13 protein-coding genes are annotated in these 16,142 nt (G+C 36.7%); 7 read left to right on the top strand and 6 right to left on the bottom strand.

The genetic code is table 11. From position 1 onward, the window contains the following. Positions 1-97 precede the first annotated feature (97 nt). Entirely contained in the window at positions 98-331 is a 234-nt protein-coding gene (locus tag HT99x_RS08960) for a hypothetical protein (protein ID WP_075066011.1), read from the top strand. A gap of 8 nt (positions 332-339) precedes the next feature. After that, positions 340-606 (top strand): hypothetical protein, encoded by a 267-nt coding sequence (locus tag HT99x_RS08955; RefSeq protein WP_075066010.1) that lies wholly within the window; start codon positions 340-342, stop codon positions 604-606. Between the two features lie 76 nt (positions 607-682). Here HT99x_RS08955 and HT99x_RS08950 read toward each other — a convergent pair whose 3' ends face one another. From HT99x_RS08950 to HT99x_RS08940, 3 genes are all read right to left on the bottom strand, one after another. Further along, complete coding sequence (locus HT99x_RS08950; RefSeq protein WP_075066009.1) at positions 683-976, bottom strand: hypothetical protein; 294 nt, start codon at positions 974-976, stop codon at positions 683-685. A gap of 52 nt (positions 977-1,028) precedes the next feature. Next, positions 1,029-3,071 (bottom strand): ankyrin repeat domain-containing protein, encoded by a 2,043-nt coding sequence (locus tag HT99x_RS08945; RefSeq protein WP_139016589.1) that lies wholly within the window; start codon positions 3,069-3,071, stop codon positions 1,029-1,031. Positions 3,072-3,232: 161 nt separating this feature from the next. Beyond that, positions 3,233-3,550, bottom strand: coding sequence for a hypothetical protein (locus tag HT99x_RS08940; protein ID WP_075066007.1), 318 nt, complete (start codon positions 3,548-3,550; stop codon positions 3,233-3,235). 272 nt (positions 3,551-3,822) lie between these two features. Between HT99x_RS08940 and HT99x_RS08935 the strand changes: the two genes are divergently transcribed. Beyond that, positions 3,823-5,376 (top strand): Fic family protein, encoded by a 1,554-nt coding sequence (locus HT99x_RS08935; protein WP_075066006.1) that lies wholly within the window; start codon positions 3,823-3,825, stop codon positions 5,374-5,376. Positions 5,377-5,380: 4 nt separating this feature from the next. Continuing rightward, positions 5,381-5,872, top strand: coding sequence for a GNAT family N-acetyltransferase (locus tag HT99x_RS08930; protein WP_075066005.1), 492 nt, complete (start codon positions 5,381-5,383; stop codon positions 5,870-5,872). Here HT99x_RS08930 and HT99x_RS08925 read toward each other — a convergent pair. From HT99x_RS08925 to HT99x_RS08915, 3 genes are all read right to left on the bottom strand, one after another. Further along, complete coding sequence (locus HT99x_RS08925) at positions 5,869-6,321, bottom strand: hypothetical protein (RefSeq protein ID WP_075066004.1); 453 nt, start codon at positions 6,319-6,321, stop codon at positions 5,869-5,871. The two genes, HT99x_RS08930 and HT99x_RS08925, sit on opposite strands and share 4 nt — an antisense overlap. A gap of 127 nt (positions 6,322-6,448) precedes the next feature. Then, a complete protein-coding gene (locus HT99x_RS08920) occupies positions 6,449-8,305 on the bottom strand; it encodes a hypothetical protein (protein WP_075066003.1) in 1,857 nt (618 codons plus the stop codon). Between the two features lie 264 nt (positions 8,306-8,569). After that, entirely contained in the window at positions 8,570-9,022 is a 453-nt protein-coding gene (locus tag HT99x_RS08915; protein ID WP_139016588.1) for a hypothetical protein, read from the bottom strand. 298 nt (positions 9,023-9,320) lie between these two features. Between HT99x_RS08915 and HT99x_RS08910 the strand changes: the two genes are divergently transcribed. From HT99x_RS08910 to HT99x_RS08900, 3 genes are all read left to right on the top strand, one after another. Beyond that, the gene (locus HT99x_RS08910; RefSeq protein WP_075066001.1) at positions 9,321-10,433 is read left to right on the top strand and encodes an AAA family ATPase; all 1,113 of its coding nucleotides are present in this window, start codon (positions 9,321-9,323) and stop codon (positions 10,431-10,433) included. Between the two features lie 391 nt (positions 10,434-10,824). Next, entirely contained in the window at positions 10,825-11,313 is a 489-nt protein-coding gene (locus HT99x_RS08905; RefSeq protein ID WP_075066000.1) for a hypothetical protein, read from the top strand. 859 nt (positions 11,314-12,172) lie between these two features. Then, the gene (locus HT99x_RS08900) at positions 12,173-16,141 is read left to right on the top strand and encodes a DEAD/DEAH box helicase family protein (RefSeq protein ID WP_075065999.1); all 3,969 of its coding nucleotides are present in this window, start codon (positions 12,173-12,175) and stop codon (positions 16,139-16,141) included. The last annotated feature ends 1 nt before the right edge of the window (position 16,142 follow it).

Raw genomic sequence — 16,142 nt, 5'->3', positions numbered from 1 at the left:
CACAAAAAATAGGTGGAATAAACATCTAACTTAACTTGCCTTGGACAAACTTCATGATAAAATATTCTCTTTTTGTCAGTATATTTGAGATTAAAATATGAATATTATTTCGAATAAGTTTTTAAACGATATTTCAGGAAGTGGGAAGGAAACTTGTTGCGCCATATTTTCTTATACCCGTCCTAATCATCATACAATTTCCACCTATGAAATGCCTGGTTCTTTTGATGAGTTGATAAGAAGAATAAAAGAAAAGGATTATCCTACGACAATAGGCAATCAAGAATTATCATTGGTCGATATATCCATTAGCTGTATGCTGGATTTTTAGGAAAAAACATGTATTTAATTAATCAATCTTATTTAAACAAAATAGTCGGAGGGAATACGCCGGCTCAAACTATAGGCGCTCATGTCTCTTTTGTAGCGGGTAGTGGTGATCTTTCGAATCCGTATAAAATTTGTTCTTTTTGGTTTAATGTCAATAATAGCACTGATCCGGATATATTTAATTTACCGCAAGTTAAATCATACATTGAGAAAATACAAAATATAGGTCTTGAACTTGGCTTGTTTCAAGTTTTCATCGAACGAGATTATGCCTAGAATGATAATCATACTTCTTTTTGCGTTAAGCCTGCAAAGTTTTAGCTTAACGCAAAAAGTGTATTTTGTGGGTTATTTATTGAGCAGGTTTCGCTAAATCGCCTGGATGCGGTTTAGGGCCATCATTAGGAGCACAACCTAAGGGACCTTGACCATGAGGACCTTTATGACAAGTACCCTTTACTTCATCCCCTAATTTTCCGGTAAATGAGCAGCTTTCATTTTCTGCTTTATTTTTACAAGCATCGAGAGATTCTTGGGGAGGTACTAAGTGAGGGGCACCACTTTGCGTTTCATTTGCTTGAACATTGAATGCCACAATGCTTGATAATAAGCACAGTGATAGAGGCAATTTGCTAAGGTTTATCATTTCGTTCACTCCACTCAAAAAGGTAACTATAAAAAGTGTAGCGACTCTTCCATTATTTTGGCATGTGGTTACACGTGTTAGAAGTTGGGTTTTGTTGTTCCAATTGTTTCAGAATAAATTGTAGTTCGTTTGCTCTGTTGGCGTACACGGCAACTTTATATTCTTCGATGCTAATAATGCCATTTGTTTTTAATATCTCTTGGATCACACGGCTGACCTCTTCTTTGGGGAGATTCGTTGCTTGTAAGGTCACGTGTTTTTCCTTTTCCTCCAAATAAAGTGCAGCCTTATTTTTGTTAGTAATTTTGATGGAGCGCCATTTATGCCAATAGGTCCAATGTTCAGTGCAAAATAGTGAATGTAAAGCAGCAAGAAATCGTAAATTAAAATAACTTCTACGATCTTTTGCAAATGATAGCGAGGTTTTTATTTGGCTTAGTTCAAGAATATCGTCTTGATTATCATAATAACAACAAAAAGTAGGGTCAAAGAAGCGAGAACCGACTTGCAAAACATAATGTCGTTCGTATCTATATCGATCATAAATAGGGGAAATTTTAGTTTGATAATCTTGATCGAAGCAAACAAAATCTCCTTTCAGTGGGCCTTTATCATTAAACGGGCGACTATTAAAATTAGTATAGGTATGTAATCTTACATTATCGATACCTTGCATTTTCAAGAAGTAGCCCAAATTTGTAGCGAGATCGTAACAGTTAAGGGTAAGGGATTCTCCTAATCTTGAGTCAAGGATCATTCCTGAGTATAAGCGATCGCCATGATATTTAAAACGATTACTGCGCACATAACCTATGTAGGTTTGAAAGAATTTTAAGAGATGTTCATTAAGATCTTTACTCTTTAAGCGTAATTGATTAAATGAAAATGCAAGGCAAGGATAAATGACTGGCGCATAACTGCGTTGTAAATACGTTTTGTATCCTTCTGATTCACTAGTGGTTAATTCGCTGGTGTATAAAGGTACCCCATATTTTTGTAATAGCTCAATGATAGCATAGCGCTCTCTTACCGCTGCTAGTTTGATTAAACTAACGCCATCTGAGGTGCGTACCTTCAAGTCACAATGAGGGTATTTCCCAAGAATCTCTTGGAATAATGGAACAGGAATAAATTCAATGAAACGATGTAATAATGTGCCGTCATTTTCATCGATAGGATCATCAATCCCTAGTCCATATTGCATCGCTTTTGCTAACAAATGGTTGATATCTAATGTTTCATATAACACTTCTTCAACGAGTTGATTCATTTCAAGATATTGTTCAACGCTTGTCATTGTTAATAATGATTTATTCAATGGGAGATAATTCAAAGGCGTGAAACCATCTGAATCAGGAATATCGAGTCTAGCACCCGCACGCCTCAATAAATTAGCTTTTACATAATGTTTGGTTTTAATTAAAGAATGCAATATGGTTGTCCCTTTCCTATTGCTTACTGCTAATACTTCAGGCGTTAAATAAGGTAGAAGCGATTTTATTCCTGCTAATGAGCAATTAAATATGACATAGTGAAAAATGGGATCATCATGATGATTAATCGGCGTTGTTAAGAGATAGTTAATACTATGTAACCAAACAAGAAAATCAGATATACCTTTGCCACTTTTTATCTTGGTTAAGTCAAACAATCTTTTTTCGATTAAAGGTAATGTGGGTAGGTGATTCCATGCTTTGAATGTAACCTGCTTCCTATTATTCATGTTATATTCGAGAGCATTTTTTCCGTTGTAATCACGAAGTTGCCAATTTGCACCATGAGCCAATAATAATGAGACGACATTTTGTAATCCTGCAACGGTCGCTTGTATCAGTGGCGTGATCTGATAATTATTAGGACAATCGATTTCACCAGGACGCAGAATAGATAACATATAATCAATATCAGCAAGGTAGCCATTTAGGGTGATAAAATGGACTAGCGTATTTCCATAAGTATCAGTAGGGACGGTGAAGGAGGTTTGCTTGCTAAGCTGATTAATCATTGAGCGCTTTGTCTCTACGGACTTTATATTGGGAAATTGCTGCTTAAAAGTGGTGATTGCGTTTTGGCAGCTTGAAACAGAATTCATCATGGCTTAACTCAGTAATATTAAGTTAGAATATAAACTATTTGGTATTGGTGAGGCTGACTTATATCAGAATTTGAGCTTGATGTATAGCAACTAGCTTATTTGTGTAGGAAAAATGCGCAACCATGGCGCAACATTAGGCCATGGTTGGGTAAAGTGCGTTATTATTTGACTTCGAAGTAAGTTGTATCGAGTGGATAGCAATTCCATGTTGCTTGTTGGCCACCGACTTTAACGTTAATGGTAACGACATTTAAGCTAGCAAAATCTGCTTTTTTCTCAAGAAAGCATGCTCGTTTAGTGCCATCGATTACCGCAAATTGATAGTTATCAGCTACTTTATAGGTTTCTGGCACAACGTAGAGATCCCCTTGTTTTTCGAGAATAACAGGTTCTCCGGTGATGATAAGTTTTTCTGCAAAAGCACTTGCACTAAATGCAATTAAGCCGATTACTGCCGTTTTAATGATCATATTTTTCATAAGAAGCTCCTGCGCATTAAAGTATTTCACTGGTAAAACTATAGACAACACTCAGCGTAAATGGGAGATTTTTTGCGGATGCGTTGTACTTGAAAGATGGTAACTATTTCTGTACGATATTCAAAAATCAAATGGCATCACTCCAAACTAGGTATGTTTACACGTATTAGCAGGCGTTTTTTATAGAAAACTCAATTAGCAGGCGTTTTTAATTGAGAGCAGATAAATTTCATGCTAAGTTTAGATAAATAGACTATTAGCAGGCGTTTTTCATGGAAAGTGAAACTAGCAGGAAATTTTCAAAAGCAGCAGGCGTTTTTCACGATCGCTATCTACCTGAAAAAGGAGCCCAGCTAGCAGGTTACGCTGCCTTAATGAGTGTATATCAGCTTGAAGTCCCTTTGCCTGATAGGGTTGCCATTATTAGCCAAAAGCATAAGCGTTATCAAAAAGATCATTGGTTAATTTTTACGCCTAAACATCAACCTGAAAACACGCTTCATGGGCATTTGGTTTTTGCACTTAAATATGAAGGTGTGAATTTAAGTGTTTTAAGCGCTTTATTTAAAGTAACCTCACAACATGCATTAGAAGAAATCATTCAAGGGGAACCTTGGAGTAGTTATAGTCGACGTATTTGGTTCCTTTATGAATGGTTAACGGGCAAACAACTCAATATCCCAGATATTAATGATACTAAAATCAATTTCATTAATGTTCTTGATGAAAAATTACAATATGCGGGCCCTATCAGACGTTCTGTACGACATCGTATAAACAATAATCTGCCCGGCGTCCAATCTTTTTGTCCATTAATACGAAGAACCGCATTATTAGATAATTACATTCATAGTCATTTAAATACAATTGCCAAATTAGAATTAAAAAGCATTCATCCTGATTTACTCATTCGAGCGGCTGCTTTTTTATTACTGAAAGATTCAAAAGCTTCTTATGCAATCGAGGGTGAAACGCCGCCTCAAAATAGAGCAGAAAGATGGGGTAAAGCCATTGGACAAGCTGGATTACATCCTTTATCACATGATGAATTATTGCGTTTGCAAGAAATTGTGATTGCCGATTTTCGATATACGCATCCTGGATACCGCATTGATGGTGGTTTTGTTGGCGATCATGATAGAGCGACCCAACAGCCGATCCCTGTGCATATTTCTGCCCGTTTTCAAGATGTACCTGATTTGATGGATGGCTTAATTGAAACCGATAATTTATTAAAAGAAGCTGAATATAACCCGGTATTAGCGGCCGCAGCGATTGCTTTTGGTTTTGTGTTTATTCATCCCTTTGAAGATGGCAATGGCAGAATTCATCGTTATTTAATTCATCATGTATTGGCTGAAAACGGTTTTACACCAGAAGGGGTTGCTTTTCCTGTTTCTGCTGTGATTTTAGATCGATTAAAAGAATATCGCATGGTATTAGAAGCTTACTCTTCGCCACGCTTAAAATATGTAAAATGGCGAGCCAATGAGAAAAATAACGTAGAAGTGCTCAATGAAACGATCGATTTATATCGTTATTTTGATGCAACGATACAGGCAGAGTTCTTATTTTCTTGTATAAAAGAAACGATTGAAGAAGTTATTCCTAAAGAAATTGATTATTTGCAAAAATATGATGAGATGAAGCGTTTTATTGAAAATTATATTGAAATGCCAGATAGGCTGGTTAATTTGCTGATTATCTTTTTACAACAAGGTGAAGGGAAATTGTCAAAGCGCGCAAAAGACAATGAATTCTCTGCTTTAACACAAGAAGAAGTGAATGCATTAGAAACAAAATTTTCATCGATTTTTTATAGGTGATCAGATGGATTATCAGATTATTCCTATCACGATGGCCCATATTGAAGGATTTAGAAAAGCCGTAGACAGTGTCGCGAGAGAAAAACACTATCTTTCTTTTTTGGAAGGGCCACCTTTTGAAATGTCTAAAGCCTTTGTTGAAGCTAATCTTGCCGAAGGGTGGCCACATCTATTAGCGGTACGAGCTCAAGAGGTTATTGGCTGGTGTGATATCACTTCATTAAATAGACCGGTTTATGCGCATTGTGGAGAATTAGGCATTGGTATAGTCGCAGACTATCGCGGACAAGGCATTGGTCAAGCTTTAATATTAGCTGCTTTGCAAAAAGCCAAGGAAAAAGGACTTTCGCGCATCGAGTTGACGGTTTTTGAAAATAATCTACCTGCTATTAAATTATATGAAAAATGTGGCTTTATGATTGAGGGAAAGAAGCGCCTGGCCGTTAAAATAGATGATCATTACCAAGATCTCATTTGCATGGCACTTTTTATTTAACCACAAACTTTACCGAAGCTTTTTAGCCAGTCAAAATGATTTTGATTCAGGCTCCCCGTTAATGGGGTTCCTTGCTTCATGCCAATTTTAAAATGAACTGAGTTTGCCGCTTGCAACTTGAGAATAATATTCGTAGGGATGAAAGCACCTTTAGAGACATCCACTGTGCTTGTGCCTTTTTCAACCTTTAAGACTTCCGGTTTGCGATTGTCGATGTAGAGCAACAGGTAATTACCAATTTGATCTTTGGTATTAATGTTAATAAAGACTTCACCACGATGATCGGTGCTGCGAATAACATCGAGGTTAATTTTTTCACCATTTGCGCAGACCACAGGAATATCTTTCATTGTGCAAGGATGGGCTTTATCAATACTAGGATCTGCAAAAGAAATCGATGAAGTTGCAATGATTAAGACCAGTGTAGCTGCTTTAAAACATTGTAACACTTGTAGCTCCTTGGAATTGACAAAATTACCGATAGTTTCATCTTACAAAGTTTTCATAAATAAGCAATACGACTAAGGCACTATAATTCAATACTTGTAATTCAACTTATATCTATTTGCTATCCTCTTAAGGTTTTGTTGATAGTTTAGCCTTGTAACATTCACTTTTTTTACCTGATTTGGTATGGCGAATTTCGTTATAGAAGAAAGCCATTTCACCCGATGCATTAATCAGCTTATGAGAGGGAAATAATCGAAAAGGTAATGTGGTTATCTTGCCAACGAGTATGGGATCATTTTCATTCGCTATCCATTTAAAGCCATTATCATTGATGGATACCGCTAGTTGTGGATCATTTAATAGTTTAATAAAACGTTCTTCGACGGTGCTATCTAACTTTTTGGGTTTAATAAAATGATAAGTTGGATTAAAGCAAATAAAAATATTTCGTGCACCATTGAGTAAACGACAAACAGCATTAGCAACAGGCAATGCAAAGGGCGAATTGGGTAAAATAGGTGCAGGAATAAGTGCTGGTGTATTCACTCTGGTGCGTTTTGATAATGAAGTATTTTCAAGTGATGTGCAACGCTTTTTCGGTATCGGTTTTGGGGATGCATAAGAGGGCTGTACAACAACTTGTGGCTGATTTTTAACAGTTTTTTCAGGTATTGTAGGGACTGTTGCGAGTGTTTCAGTTGCTATGCATGGCAGTATTTTCGATGGATTGTTAGTACGGTTTTCTGTTTTTTGTGCTATTGCGGCATGAATAATGAGATTCTTTATCTGCATAATTAGCTGGGTATTAGGTGTGTGCGTCATCTGGACCATAAGGCCGTTGTTCGTGCTAGTTAATTTGAAATCGGGTGTTTGTTGCAATTTTTTTAATGATTTTTTTAAGTGATTTAATATTGTATTGTCGCTAATAAGGACTGCTATCGTTTGTGAATTAAACATTTTTGCACTGATGCTAGGATGTTCAGCAAACAAATTTGATAATTCATGATCGCAAAGTTGGTGGATGGACGAACGACGAAACCAGTTTGCAAGTTCAATGCAGTCATTGTCAGTGCGAAACTCACTTAATCCATGTTTTTCGATCAATAGAGAACCTTGTTCGGTGAAATAAAATATTTTAAAGCTGTCCATGTTTTGTTGTTCAATCAGCTTCTCTAAAAATAACCTAATGGAATTAATTAACATTGCTTTAGTAGGTGATTTTGATTCTTTAATTAACGAGATCATGATATTAAGATGATATTCTGCTTCAGAATACTGATTTAGAGCAAGATAAGTACAAGCCATGCATTCTCTTGTGACTATCTCATGTAGTTTTTTCGCTAAGGGATTTGAGTGAAACGCTTGCTCAATTAAATATAAGCTTAAATTACTTTGAGAAAGGACTCGTAGATAAGCAGCGTTATTGTTATGTTTTGAAGCTAATGTTAAGTTTTTACGATTAAGAATGTAAGAGTCGCTGACGCTTTCCTCGAGTAAATCTTGACATAAACTTGAGTTTCTCAAATGATTCTCTTCTAAAATTTCTATCCATTTTTCGAGTTTTTGTAAAGAATAAGAAGCAGTTGCTATGGCAGTTTCTAACGGAAGATGATCTAGAGTAGCTGTTAACTTTGTAAAAAACGGAATAATTTCGTTTTGCCAGGGAGTTAAGTGCAATTGCATTTCATTATTAAATTGTTGATAGCCAACTACTTTTTTTAGATTGAGATGCGTTAATGTTGCTTTTTTTGCATTAAATAATTCATTAAAGTCATCATCCACTTGATTAAGGCATTCTTTCATTGAATGAGTTTCGATTTGCTCACCGCTTTGCAGTGCTGTCAGAAGTGACAAAATACTCTGTTGGGTGGTCGGTTTAAACGTGCTCAATGAGGATAATGGTAGAGGCTCTAATGTTAAAGCTTTTATTTTATTTTCGAGTAATTCAGAAGTAATTGTAAAATCTGTAGGCCCTTGCTTCATTGATAACCTCAACGCAATATATTAGAACATACCATGTAGGATATTTCCCTACATGGTATGTTACATAACAAATTACGTCAACTAATTATTAACAAATTCGAACTTTGCAATTAAATTATTAATGTATTGAATAGGATGATTATTCAAAGCCTTGAAATCCTAAACTGAATCAATGCAAATACCTGCATTGAATTGAAATAAGTTCAAAAGGACACCCAAATTTACAAAATGACTGTCCTTTATTTTGCTTTATTGTAAAAATCATTATTTGCAGATTTCACCGAAGTATTTTAACCATTCAAAATGATTGTGATTCAAATTACCGGTTAAAGGACTGCCTTGTTTCATACCAATTTTAAACTGAACTGAGTTGGCAGTTTGTAATTTAAGAACAACATTTGTTGGAATAAAAGCCCCTCTGGTGACTTTGAGAGTGCTCGTTCCTTTTTCTACTTTTAATACTTCTGGTTTGCGATTATCGATATACAGTAATAAATAATTACCGATTTGATTTTTTGTATTGATATTCACAAAGAACTCACCGCGATGATCAGTGTTTCGAATCACATCTAAGTTAATCTTTTCACCATTTGCACAAATAACAGGAATATCTTTCATTGTACAAGGATGGGCTTTTTCAATGACAGGATTTGCATGCGAAATTGAAGTGGTTATCAGCATTAAAAAGAAAATGACGTTTTTAAAATAATCAAACACTTGTACCTCCATGGAATTTTTCAACACCATATATTTGATTTTAGTTTTCTAAAACAATCAATGCAACTAAAACACTGTTATTAAATTTTTAACTCAACATAATCTAATCATTAAAGAAGTGGCTGTCCTGAAGTAAACAAAACGGGGGTAATTACTGACATTGCATTGATATTTAACAAACTGCATTAAGGAAAATTTTAGCGACAAGTCATTCTATCTGCTCAATAACATTGAAATCCAAAGCAGCATCAGTGAAAATGCCCCTTTTCGAATTCAGTGGTTTTGCTTAATCAACGACATGGCTATTCTCGAATTTACAGTTAAAGGATATCGATCGCTGCAAGATTTTCATTTGCCCTTAAATCATATCAATGTGATAACAGGGCCTAATGGCTGTGGCAAAAGTAACCTATACAACTCAATATGTTTACTGGGAAAGTCTTCTGAAGGTCATTTAGCAAAAACATTAGCCCTGGAAGGAGGAATGCCTTCCATTTTGTGGGCAGGGGAAAGAAAAAATGTGACCAGAACGAAGAAGCCAGTCAGGATGATTTTATCCGTAAGAACTGATGTTTTTTCTTATGAGTTATCCTTAGGATTGCCTTCATCTTCGCTCTCCTTATTCAGTTTAGATCCAGAAATAAAAGAAGAATACGTTTGGCATGGTGAAGAACGACGTCGTGCCAACACCTTTTTTGAGCGTCAAACCAATGCAACGTGGGTGATGAATCAAGCAGGAGAGCGAGAAGCTTATCCTGTTATGTTAACACGTACTGAATCCATTTTGTCTCAACTTCATGAGCCCCATTTATATCCAGAATTATCGATGATGAGAGAGTCCATGCGAAATTGGCGCTTTTATCATCATTTTCGTACGGATAGCTATTCGCCGCTAAGATTTCCGCAAGTTGGCGTTCATACGCCAGTCATGAGCAACGATGGAATAGATTATGCGGCAGCACTACAAACCATCATTGAAATCGGTGATGAAAAATCGTTACATGCAGCGATTAATGATGCTTTTCCAGGCAGTAGGCTTATCATCAAAAATGATCGCTCAAGATTTGAAGTGTTATTACAACAGCCTGGTATTAAGCGACCATTAGAAGCACGCGAATTGTCTGATGGGACACTACGCTATTTGTGTTTAATTGCTGCCTTGTTAAGCCCAAGACCGCCTGAATTTTTAGCAATTAATGAGCCTGAAATGAGTTTGCATCCTGATTTGATTGAACCCTTAGCCAATTTGATTTATATGGCAAGTAAGAATTCACAAATTTGGGTTACAACACATTCACAGCCATTGGCAGAATATTTAGCGTTGCTTTCAAAAGAAAGGCCTATTGTTTTAAATAAAATAGAGGGATATACCCAGCGACTTCAAGGGGAAGCGCAAAATAACACTTTTTGACTGCAGGCACACTGTTTACTGCGTGCTGCATATACGCAAGTTGTTTTTTTGCTCTTAAGAACAAATGGGATGTGCACCTAATAAAAATAAGGAATTTTCCGATGTGTGGTACCACGGAATCTTGACGTTCTAATGAGAATCAAGTAAATTTCTGTGTCAGTTGTATGAAAAACATAAGTTAGGTTATGTCCATATTTTCATTTAAAAATCATCGAAATGAAAAGAGCGCTACTTTTACGCGCGACATCTCCTATTTCCATTCGACTTTACATTTTGCCGTTCAAAAATTCGCTGGCTATAGCTGAATCTCTATCATTTATAAGTTTTGAATTTAAATTGCTTTCAAGGGGGCAATTTATCGTTTCATCGTAAATGATAGGAAGACGTTTCAATGCCACGCAAAAATCATAATATTGCAAATCTTTCATTAGAAGAGATTATAAAAACAGCAGGTAGCCGAGCTAGAATTGCAGCATCATCAGGTTACCCATTGAATGAAGAAAAACTACTTGCTTCTGCAAGTGTTTTTGCAGAACACGCTCAGGCTTATATTGATGCCTATAAAAGAAGCCATACACTTAATTTTGGTAAGAAAAATATAGAAGACATCATCAAAAAGAGAGCTTATACCTGTGCGAGAGCGCAGTCTAATAGAGCGATGGTTACCAATGATAAAACATTAATGGAAAAAGCTAAAAAACTATTTCCAAATCATGCTGAGTTGTATGTGAAATACTATAAAGAAGCGCAAATTAATATGATCAATAAGAAAACTGCGCAAGTATTAAAAATTGATGGGAAAGCTGAAAAAATGTTAGAGCTATTCTCAAGCAAATCTCAGATCATGGTTAAAAGGTTTGACAAGGTAATCAGAAATTAGGATGTGGGTATTATATTCTTTTCCTCTTGTGCTCTAATCGACAAGGGGAAAGAACTTATTGTTGTTTACCATTAGGACACAAACCAATGCTATCTGAGAATCAAAATGAGCAAAAAAATTTTCCAAGTCGTCTTGATCTTGGGATACTCGTTCTCATCGCATTAGTTTATATATTAGGTACTTTTATGGAATTCTAAGCCTTCATGTTGGCTATTGCTAACAAGAGGCAGGGTTCCGTCGTGTAAGTGCTTTCGGAACCCCTATCTGACTACTCAGAATATGGTTTTGTGCCATCTGACATCATTGTCATTTTTCTTCTTGATGGAATGATATCATCGTTGATTTTTGATGGTGTTCGTTGGAAGAGGGTGGTGCTTACCAAATAGCGCGCAGCATCCTGCATATCCTAATATCATACGGTTTCTAGGACCTCTCGCACTGCGACTTCTCCAATTCCCTGGGTATTTAAATGAGGCGCTATATTGCCAAACTAATCAAAGTGATGCAAGCATGCAGTTACACTAATTTGAGTTATTGTAAAAAAAAAGCGAAATTTCTCGATAAATTCTTTCAAGTGAGATGTTGCATTGCTACAGAGATGATTCAAACAAGGGTCTAATGCACTATTTTTAGCAAAAGTTAAAAATGGCAAGTAGGGCCTATTTATTCTTATCAATACAGCGGTGAATGTTCGTATCTTGGGATGGGAAAGATCCATTTGGTTAGTGATGGCGATTCTGTCAGCAGCCTATTTTTGTTTAAAATCATAAAGTTAGCAGGCTGTCGTGTTTCTTTGCAAAAAAGTTCGAACTTAGTTAATATGCTTACTTTTGCATGACAGGAAATATTCGGTGTTTATATGAAATTTGGCCCTCCTTCTCTTTCTGTAGAACAAGTATTAGACAATGTAACACCCTTTGAGATGAATGCTGACGTTTCATTACTGTACTTGCTGATAAATGTTTTGAAGGGAAAAGTTCCTGCATCGGTACTTTTGCAGATAAATGCCGATGCCTTAAATTGGAATATCAGTGCAAAAAAAGGGGAATATAAAAACCAAACGGCACTTTATTTGTTGTTAAGCGCAGCTAGTCGAGGCAAAGAAGAAGCATTTACGGTACTCGCTAAGGTAGCGGAAAATAAAGCCGTCAATTGGGACGTGCCACTAGAACATGTGAAAAATGCAGGGTTAACGCCGCTTCATTTGCTGATGAAGCTAGTTCAACAGAGGAAACCTCAAGCATTAATCGTACTTAACAAGCTAGTTGCAAGGCATGGATTAAATTGGAATGCACTAGCTGGAAATGGTAGTCATGGCCAAACCCCATTTTATATGTTCATGAAGGCGGTTTATGCTGGTATCCCACAAATCATAGCAGTATTTGAGCATGTCGTTGCGAATAATTTCATCAATTGGAATGCAAAAATAATAGAAGAGGGTGAAAAGGGTATAACACCGCTTCTGTTGTTGTTACGCACCGCTATTAAGGGTGATCAAAAAGCATTAGCGGTACTCGCTAAGTTAGGTGAAAATAAAGACATCAATTGGAGTGCGCAAGCAGAGAATGCGCAAGGTGAACGAATAACACCGCTTCATTTGCTGCTATTGTTAGTTCTACAGGAAAAACCTCAAGCATTAGCCGTACTTGACAAGATAGTGACACGCCATGGATTAGATTGGAATGCACCGGTAAAAACAGTCGGAGAGAGTAACGGCATCACAGCATTTTATATGTTCATGAAAGCGGTTCATGCTGAAATCCCAGAAGTCACAGTACTCTTAGATCATGTTGTTGCAAATAATGAACTCAATTGGGATGCACAAGTACTATCTGGTAAAGAAGAAGGTCTAACACCGCTTCATTTACTGATGTTGTTAGTTCAAAAGCAGAAACCTCTGGCATTAGCCGTACTTGACAAGGTCGTTGCAAGGCATAGATTAAATTGGAATGCATCAATAAAAGTAGCTGGAAATGATAGTAATGGTAAAACGCCATTTTATCTGTTCATGAAAGCGGTTCATGCTGGTATCCCACAAGCCACCGCCGTGTTTGATCGTGTCGTCGCGAATAATGAACTCAATTGGGATACACCAGTACTCGAGGGCGAAGAAAAAGATCTAACACCGCTTCATTGGCTTCTACTACCAACAGGTTATCAGAACATTCCGGTGAATAAGCAACCTATTATTTTGGAAGGGGGCATTGCTCCTAAATATCAACCCGCAGGTGTATTGCCGCATCTGCCGCAATATGAACGTCAACACGCGTTTGAACAATATCAATACAATAGTCAGCAAGTATTTACCCCATTGCCTTTCTCGTTAATGCCTGAAAATTTATTCCGAGACGCATTCCAGATTAATGAACAAGAAATTCAAGCAACATTATATTCTGTAGATGGAAAATTAGATAATAGCCGGCCTGTGTTTTTTATTTTTGCGGGTAGAAAAGAAGCGGCTTTGTTACCTAAGGCTAATGATTGTCGCTGCATTTTAGTGTTAACCCAAACAGAATATGAAGAGATTACGAGAAATCAAATACCCCTAGAAATAGATATGTTAGTGGTGCATCGGCTTTCTTCACCAACGCATGGCGAATTTAATCAGCTTCATTTGTTGACGGCAAGGAGATTGGCCGCTTTTCTGGTTGCCCATCATTTTCAGCTAAATCACTTTGCTGCATTGGATGATAATATTGAATCAATCTCTTTTCAGGCGGTTTCACCATCGGCAAACATGAAAGCATTTTACGATTTGCTTGTGAGTCAATTAGAAAGTAAGGGTTGCATTAGTGTTTCGACAGCATCGAAAACACGAAAACTACGAGAGCATGAATTAGGTTCAAAATTCTTTGTGTTTAACATGGCATTAATTCGCGAATATTTGCTGGAGTTAAAAGATGTGTTTTTATTGCAGCCTCCTGCATCTGAAGCGAATAAACCGCTTGAGGATGCTTATTTTCAAACATTTTTAAGTGTTATGCTCAATGGGCGGTCACGAGGTTATGAGATGCAACCCAAAAATTTATGTGTGTTACAGCGATCGCTGCAGCATCGTAATGCTTGTGCTAAAACAGGAATGAAAGCCAGCATTTTTGTTGGGCCAGAATCATTGACTGAGCTTGCGCCACATCAGCAAGAATGGTTACAAGAAGCACTGCTAGTCATCAATGACTATATAACAAAAAAAATCAAACGCTATGAAGAAAAAGCGAAGCAACTCGAGGTTGTTGATTTAGGCGTGCAGCATGGTTTGGTGCATCACGTAGAACCTCTGCAAAACGATTCAAGCCCCTCACAATGTCGTCAAGGCCAATTTGTTAGCGCCTATCAAACAAGATTAAAAAATTGGCAAGACAAAAAAAGCATTTTACGCCACTATCAAGTGTCAGCTATTCAAGCGATTGCCAATCAAACGGAACCCGCTTGCTCGATTTTAAATGCTACAGGTTGCGGAAAATCAATGATTCTTTATACGCTTTCCCAAGAAGCCTTTGCTGTCCTCAATCAGGGAGAGCTGATAGCCGTTGTTACACCTCATATTGATCTTAGTAATCAGATGTATGATGATTTCAAAGAATATCATGGTAAATTTGAATCGGATTATCCATTAGAAAGGATTATCTCTGTTTCCAGTGATAGTCAAAGCTGTTCGATAAGATTATTAAATTATAATCATTCATTAGAAGAAAATAAGCATATATTAATTTTTTGCTTAGATAGTTTTCAAAAATTTTGTGAAATTCCAGAAAACAGAGCAAAAGTACGATTGGCACTCTATGATGAGTTTCATAGCTATGCAAAATCATTAAGTGTCCTTCTGCAAGATCAACCTACCGATAGTCTCGTGGTGGGATGTACTGCAACATTGCCGGCGTATAAAGTGCTACATAATCCGGTTTATTCATATCCCTTTACGCAAGCCATTACAGATGGCTATCTGGCGCCTATTATTGCTGATGGTTTAGGAATGGATTTTTCTAAAGAGAATGTAGCAAAACTGATACAATTTTTGCCAACCCTATTACAACATCAGCAGCATCCAGGATTTGGCAAGAAAACAGCATTGGCCACAACCAAAGGTATTATTTATCTTCCATCTATTGCTGATTGTGATGCTGCAGAAAAGATGATGGCTGCTGCTAATATTCCATGTATGGTTGTGCATTGCAAAAGTGAAAACCGCAAACAAAATATTAAGCAATTTTTGCAACAAGAATCGGGTTTTATTTTGGCAGTAGAGATGCTGCGTTTTGGCTTTAATGATGTCAATTTAGGCGTGGTCATTATTGCCCAAAATCTAAACAATCCAAACAATCGTAACCATGTTAATTTATTGCAACAAATGATGGGGCGTCCTTTGCGTAAACTCGGTGATAAAATTGCTTATGTTTTAACGTTTGACGATAACAAAGTTGTGATTGATCATTTATTAAAAGAAACACCTCATGTGAATATCCCAACCAATGATTATCTATCACAATCCAATACCTATTATCTTGACGTTAAGGGGGAATGTAAAGTCGTTGATAGTGATGATGACCTTGTCACCAATATTAACCCCTTGTTTACGATTGAAGTCTCAAGTGACTATTTTTATAGAAGAAAATTGTTACCTACAGATTCGATTCTTCAAGAAAATGACGACAAAGAGCAGATGAGGGATGATGATGGTTTATGCGATGAAGATGAAGAACAATTATTTAAACGATACTGTAAGCCTTGGAGTATCGGTATGAAAAGAAAGAGAGAGAGTATTAGTGTTGATACAGCAAAACAAGAGACACCCATGCAACAAGGCAAACTAGCTCGTTATCGATGTAGCTAAA

Source organism: Candidatus Berkiella aquae (assembly GCF_001431295.2).
Taxonomy (GTDB): domain Bacteria; phylum Pseudomonadota; class Gammaproteobacteria; order Berkiellales; family Berkiellaceae; genus Berkiella; species Berkiella aquae.
The sequence above is the reverse complement of the archived record's forward strand: the minus strand, read 5'-3'. Positions and strand labels throughout refer to the sequence as shown.

What these genes read in the sequence shown, in the direction of transcription:
- HT99x_RS08960 (WP_075066011.1), top strand. Translation starts at nt 98, where the DNA reads ATGAATATTATTTCGAATAAGTTTTTAAACGATATTTCAGGAAGTGGG.
- HT99x_RS08955 (WP_075066010.1), top strand. Translation starts at nt 340, where the DNA reads ATGTATTTAATTAATCAATCTTATTTAAACAAAATAGTCGGAGGGAAT.
- HT99x_RS08920 (WP_075066003.1), bottom strand. Translation starts at nt 8,305, where the DNA reads ATGAAGCAAGGGCCTACAGATTTTACAATTACTTCTGAATTACTCGAA.
- HT99x_RS08910 (WP_075066001.1), top strand. Translation starts at nt 9,321, where the DNA reads ATGGCTATTCTCGAATTTACAGTTAAAGGATATCGATCGCTGCAAGAT.
- HT99x_RS08950 (WP_075066009.1), bottom strand. Translation starts at nt 976, where the DNA reads ATGATAAACCTTAGCAAATTGCCTCTATCACTGTGCTTATTATCAAGC.
- HT99x_RS08930 (WP_075066005.1), top strand. Translation starts at nt 5,381, where the DNA reads ATGGATTATCAGATTATTCCTATCACGATGGCCCATATTGAAGGATTT.
- HT99x_RS08945 (WP_139016589.1), bottom strand. Translation starts at nt 3,071, where the DNA reads ATGATGAATTCTGTTTCAAGCTGCCAAAACGCAATCACCACTTTTAAG.
- HT99x_RS08935 (WP_075066006.1), top strand. Translation starts at nt 3,823, where the DNA reads ATGGAAAGTGAAACTAGCAGGAAATTTTCAAAAGCAGCAGGCGTTTTT.
- HT99x_RS08900 (WP_075065999.1), top strand. Translation starts at nt 12,173, where the DNA reads ATGAAATTTGGCCCTCCTTCTCTTTCTGTAGAACAAGTATTAGACAAT.
- HT99x_RS08905 (WP_075066000.1), top strand. Translation starts at nt 10,825, where the DNA reads ATGCCACGCAAAAATCATAATATTGCAAATCTTTCATTAGAAGAGATT.
- HT99x_RS08940 (WP_075066007.1), bottom strand. Translation starts at nt 3,550, where the DNA reads ATGAAAAATATGATCATTAAAACGGCAGTAATCGGCTTAATTGCATTT.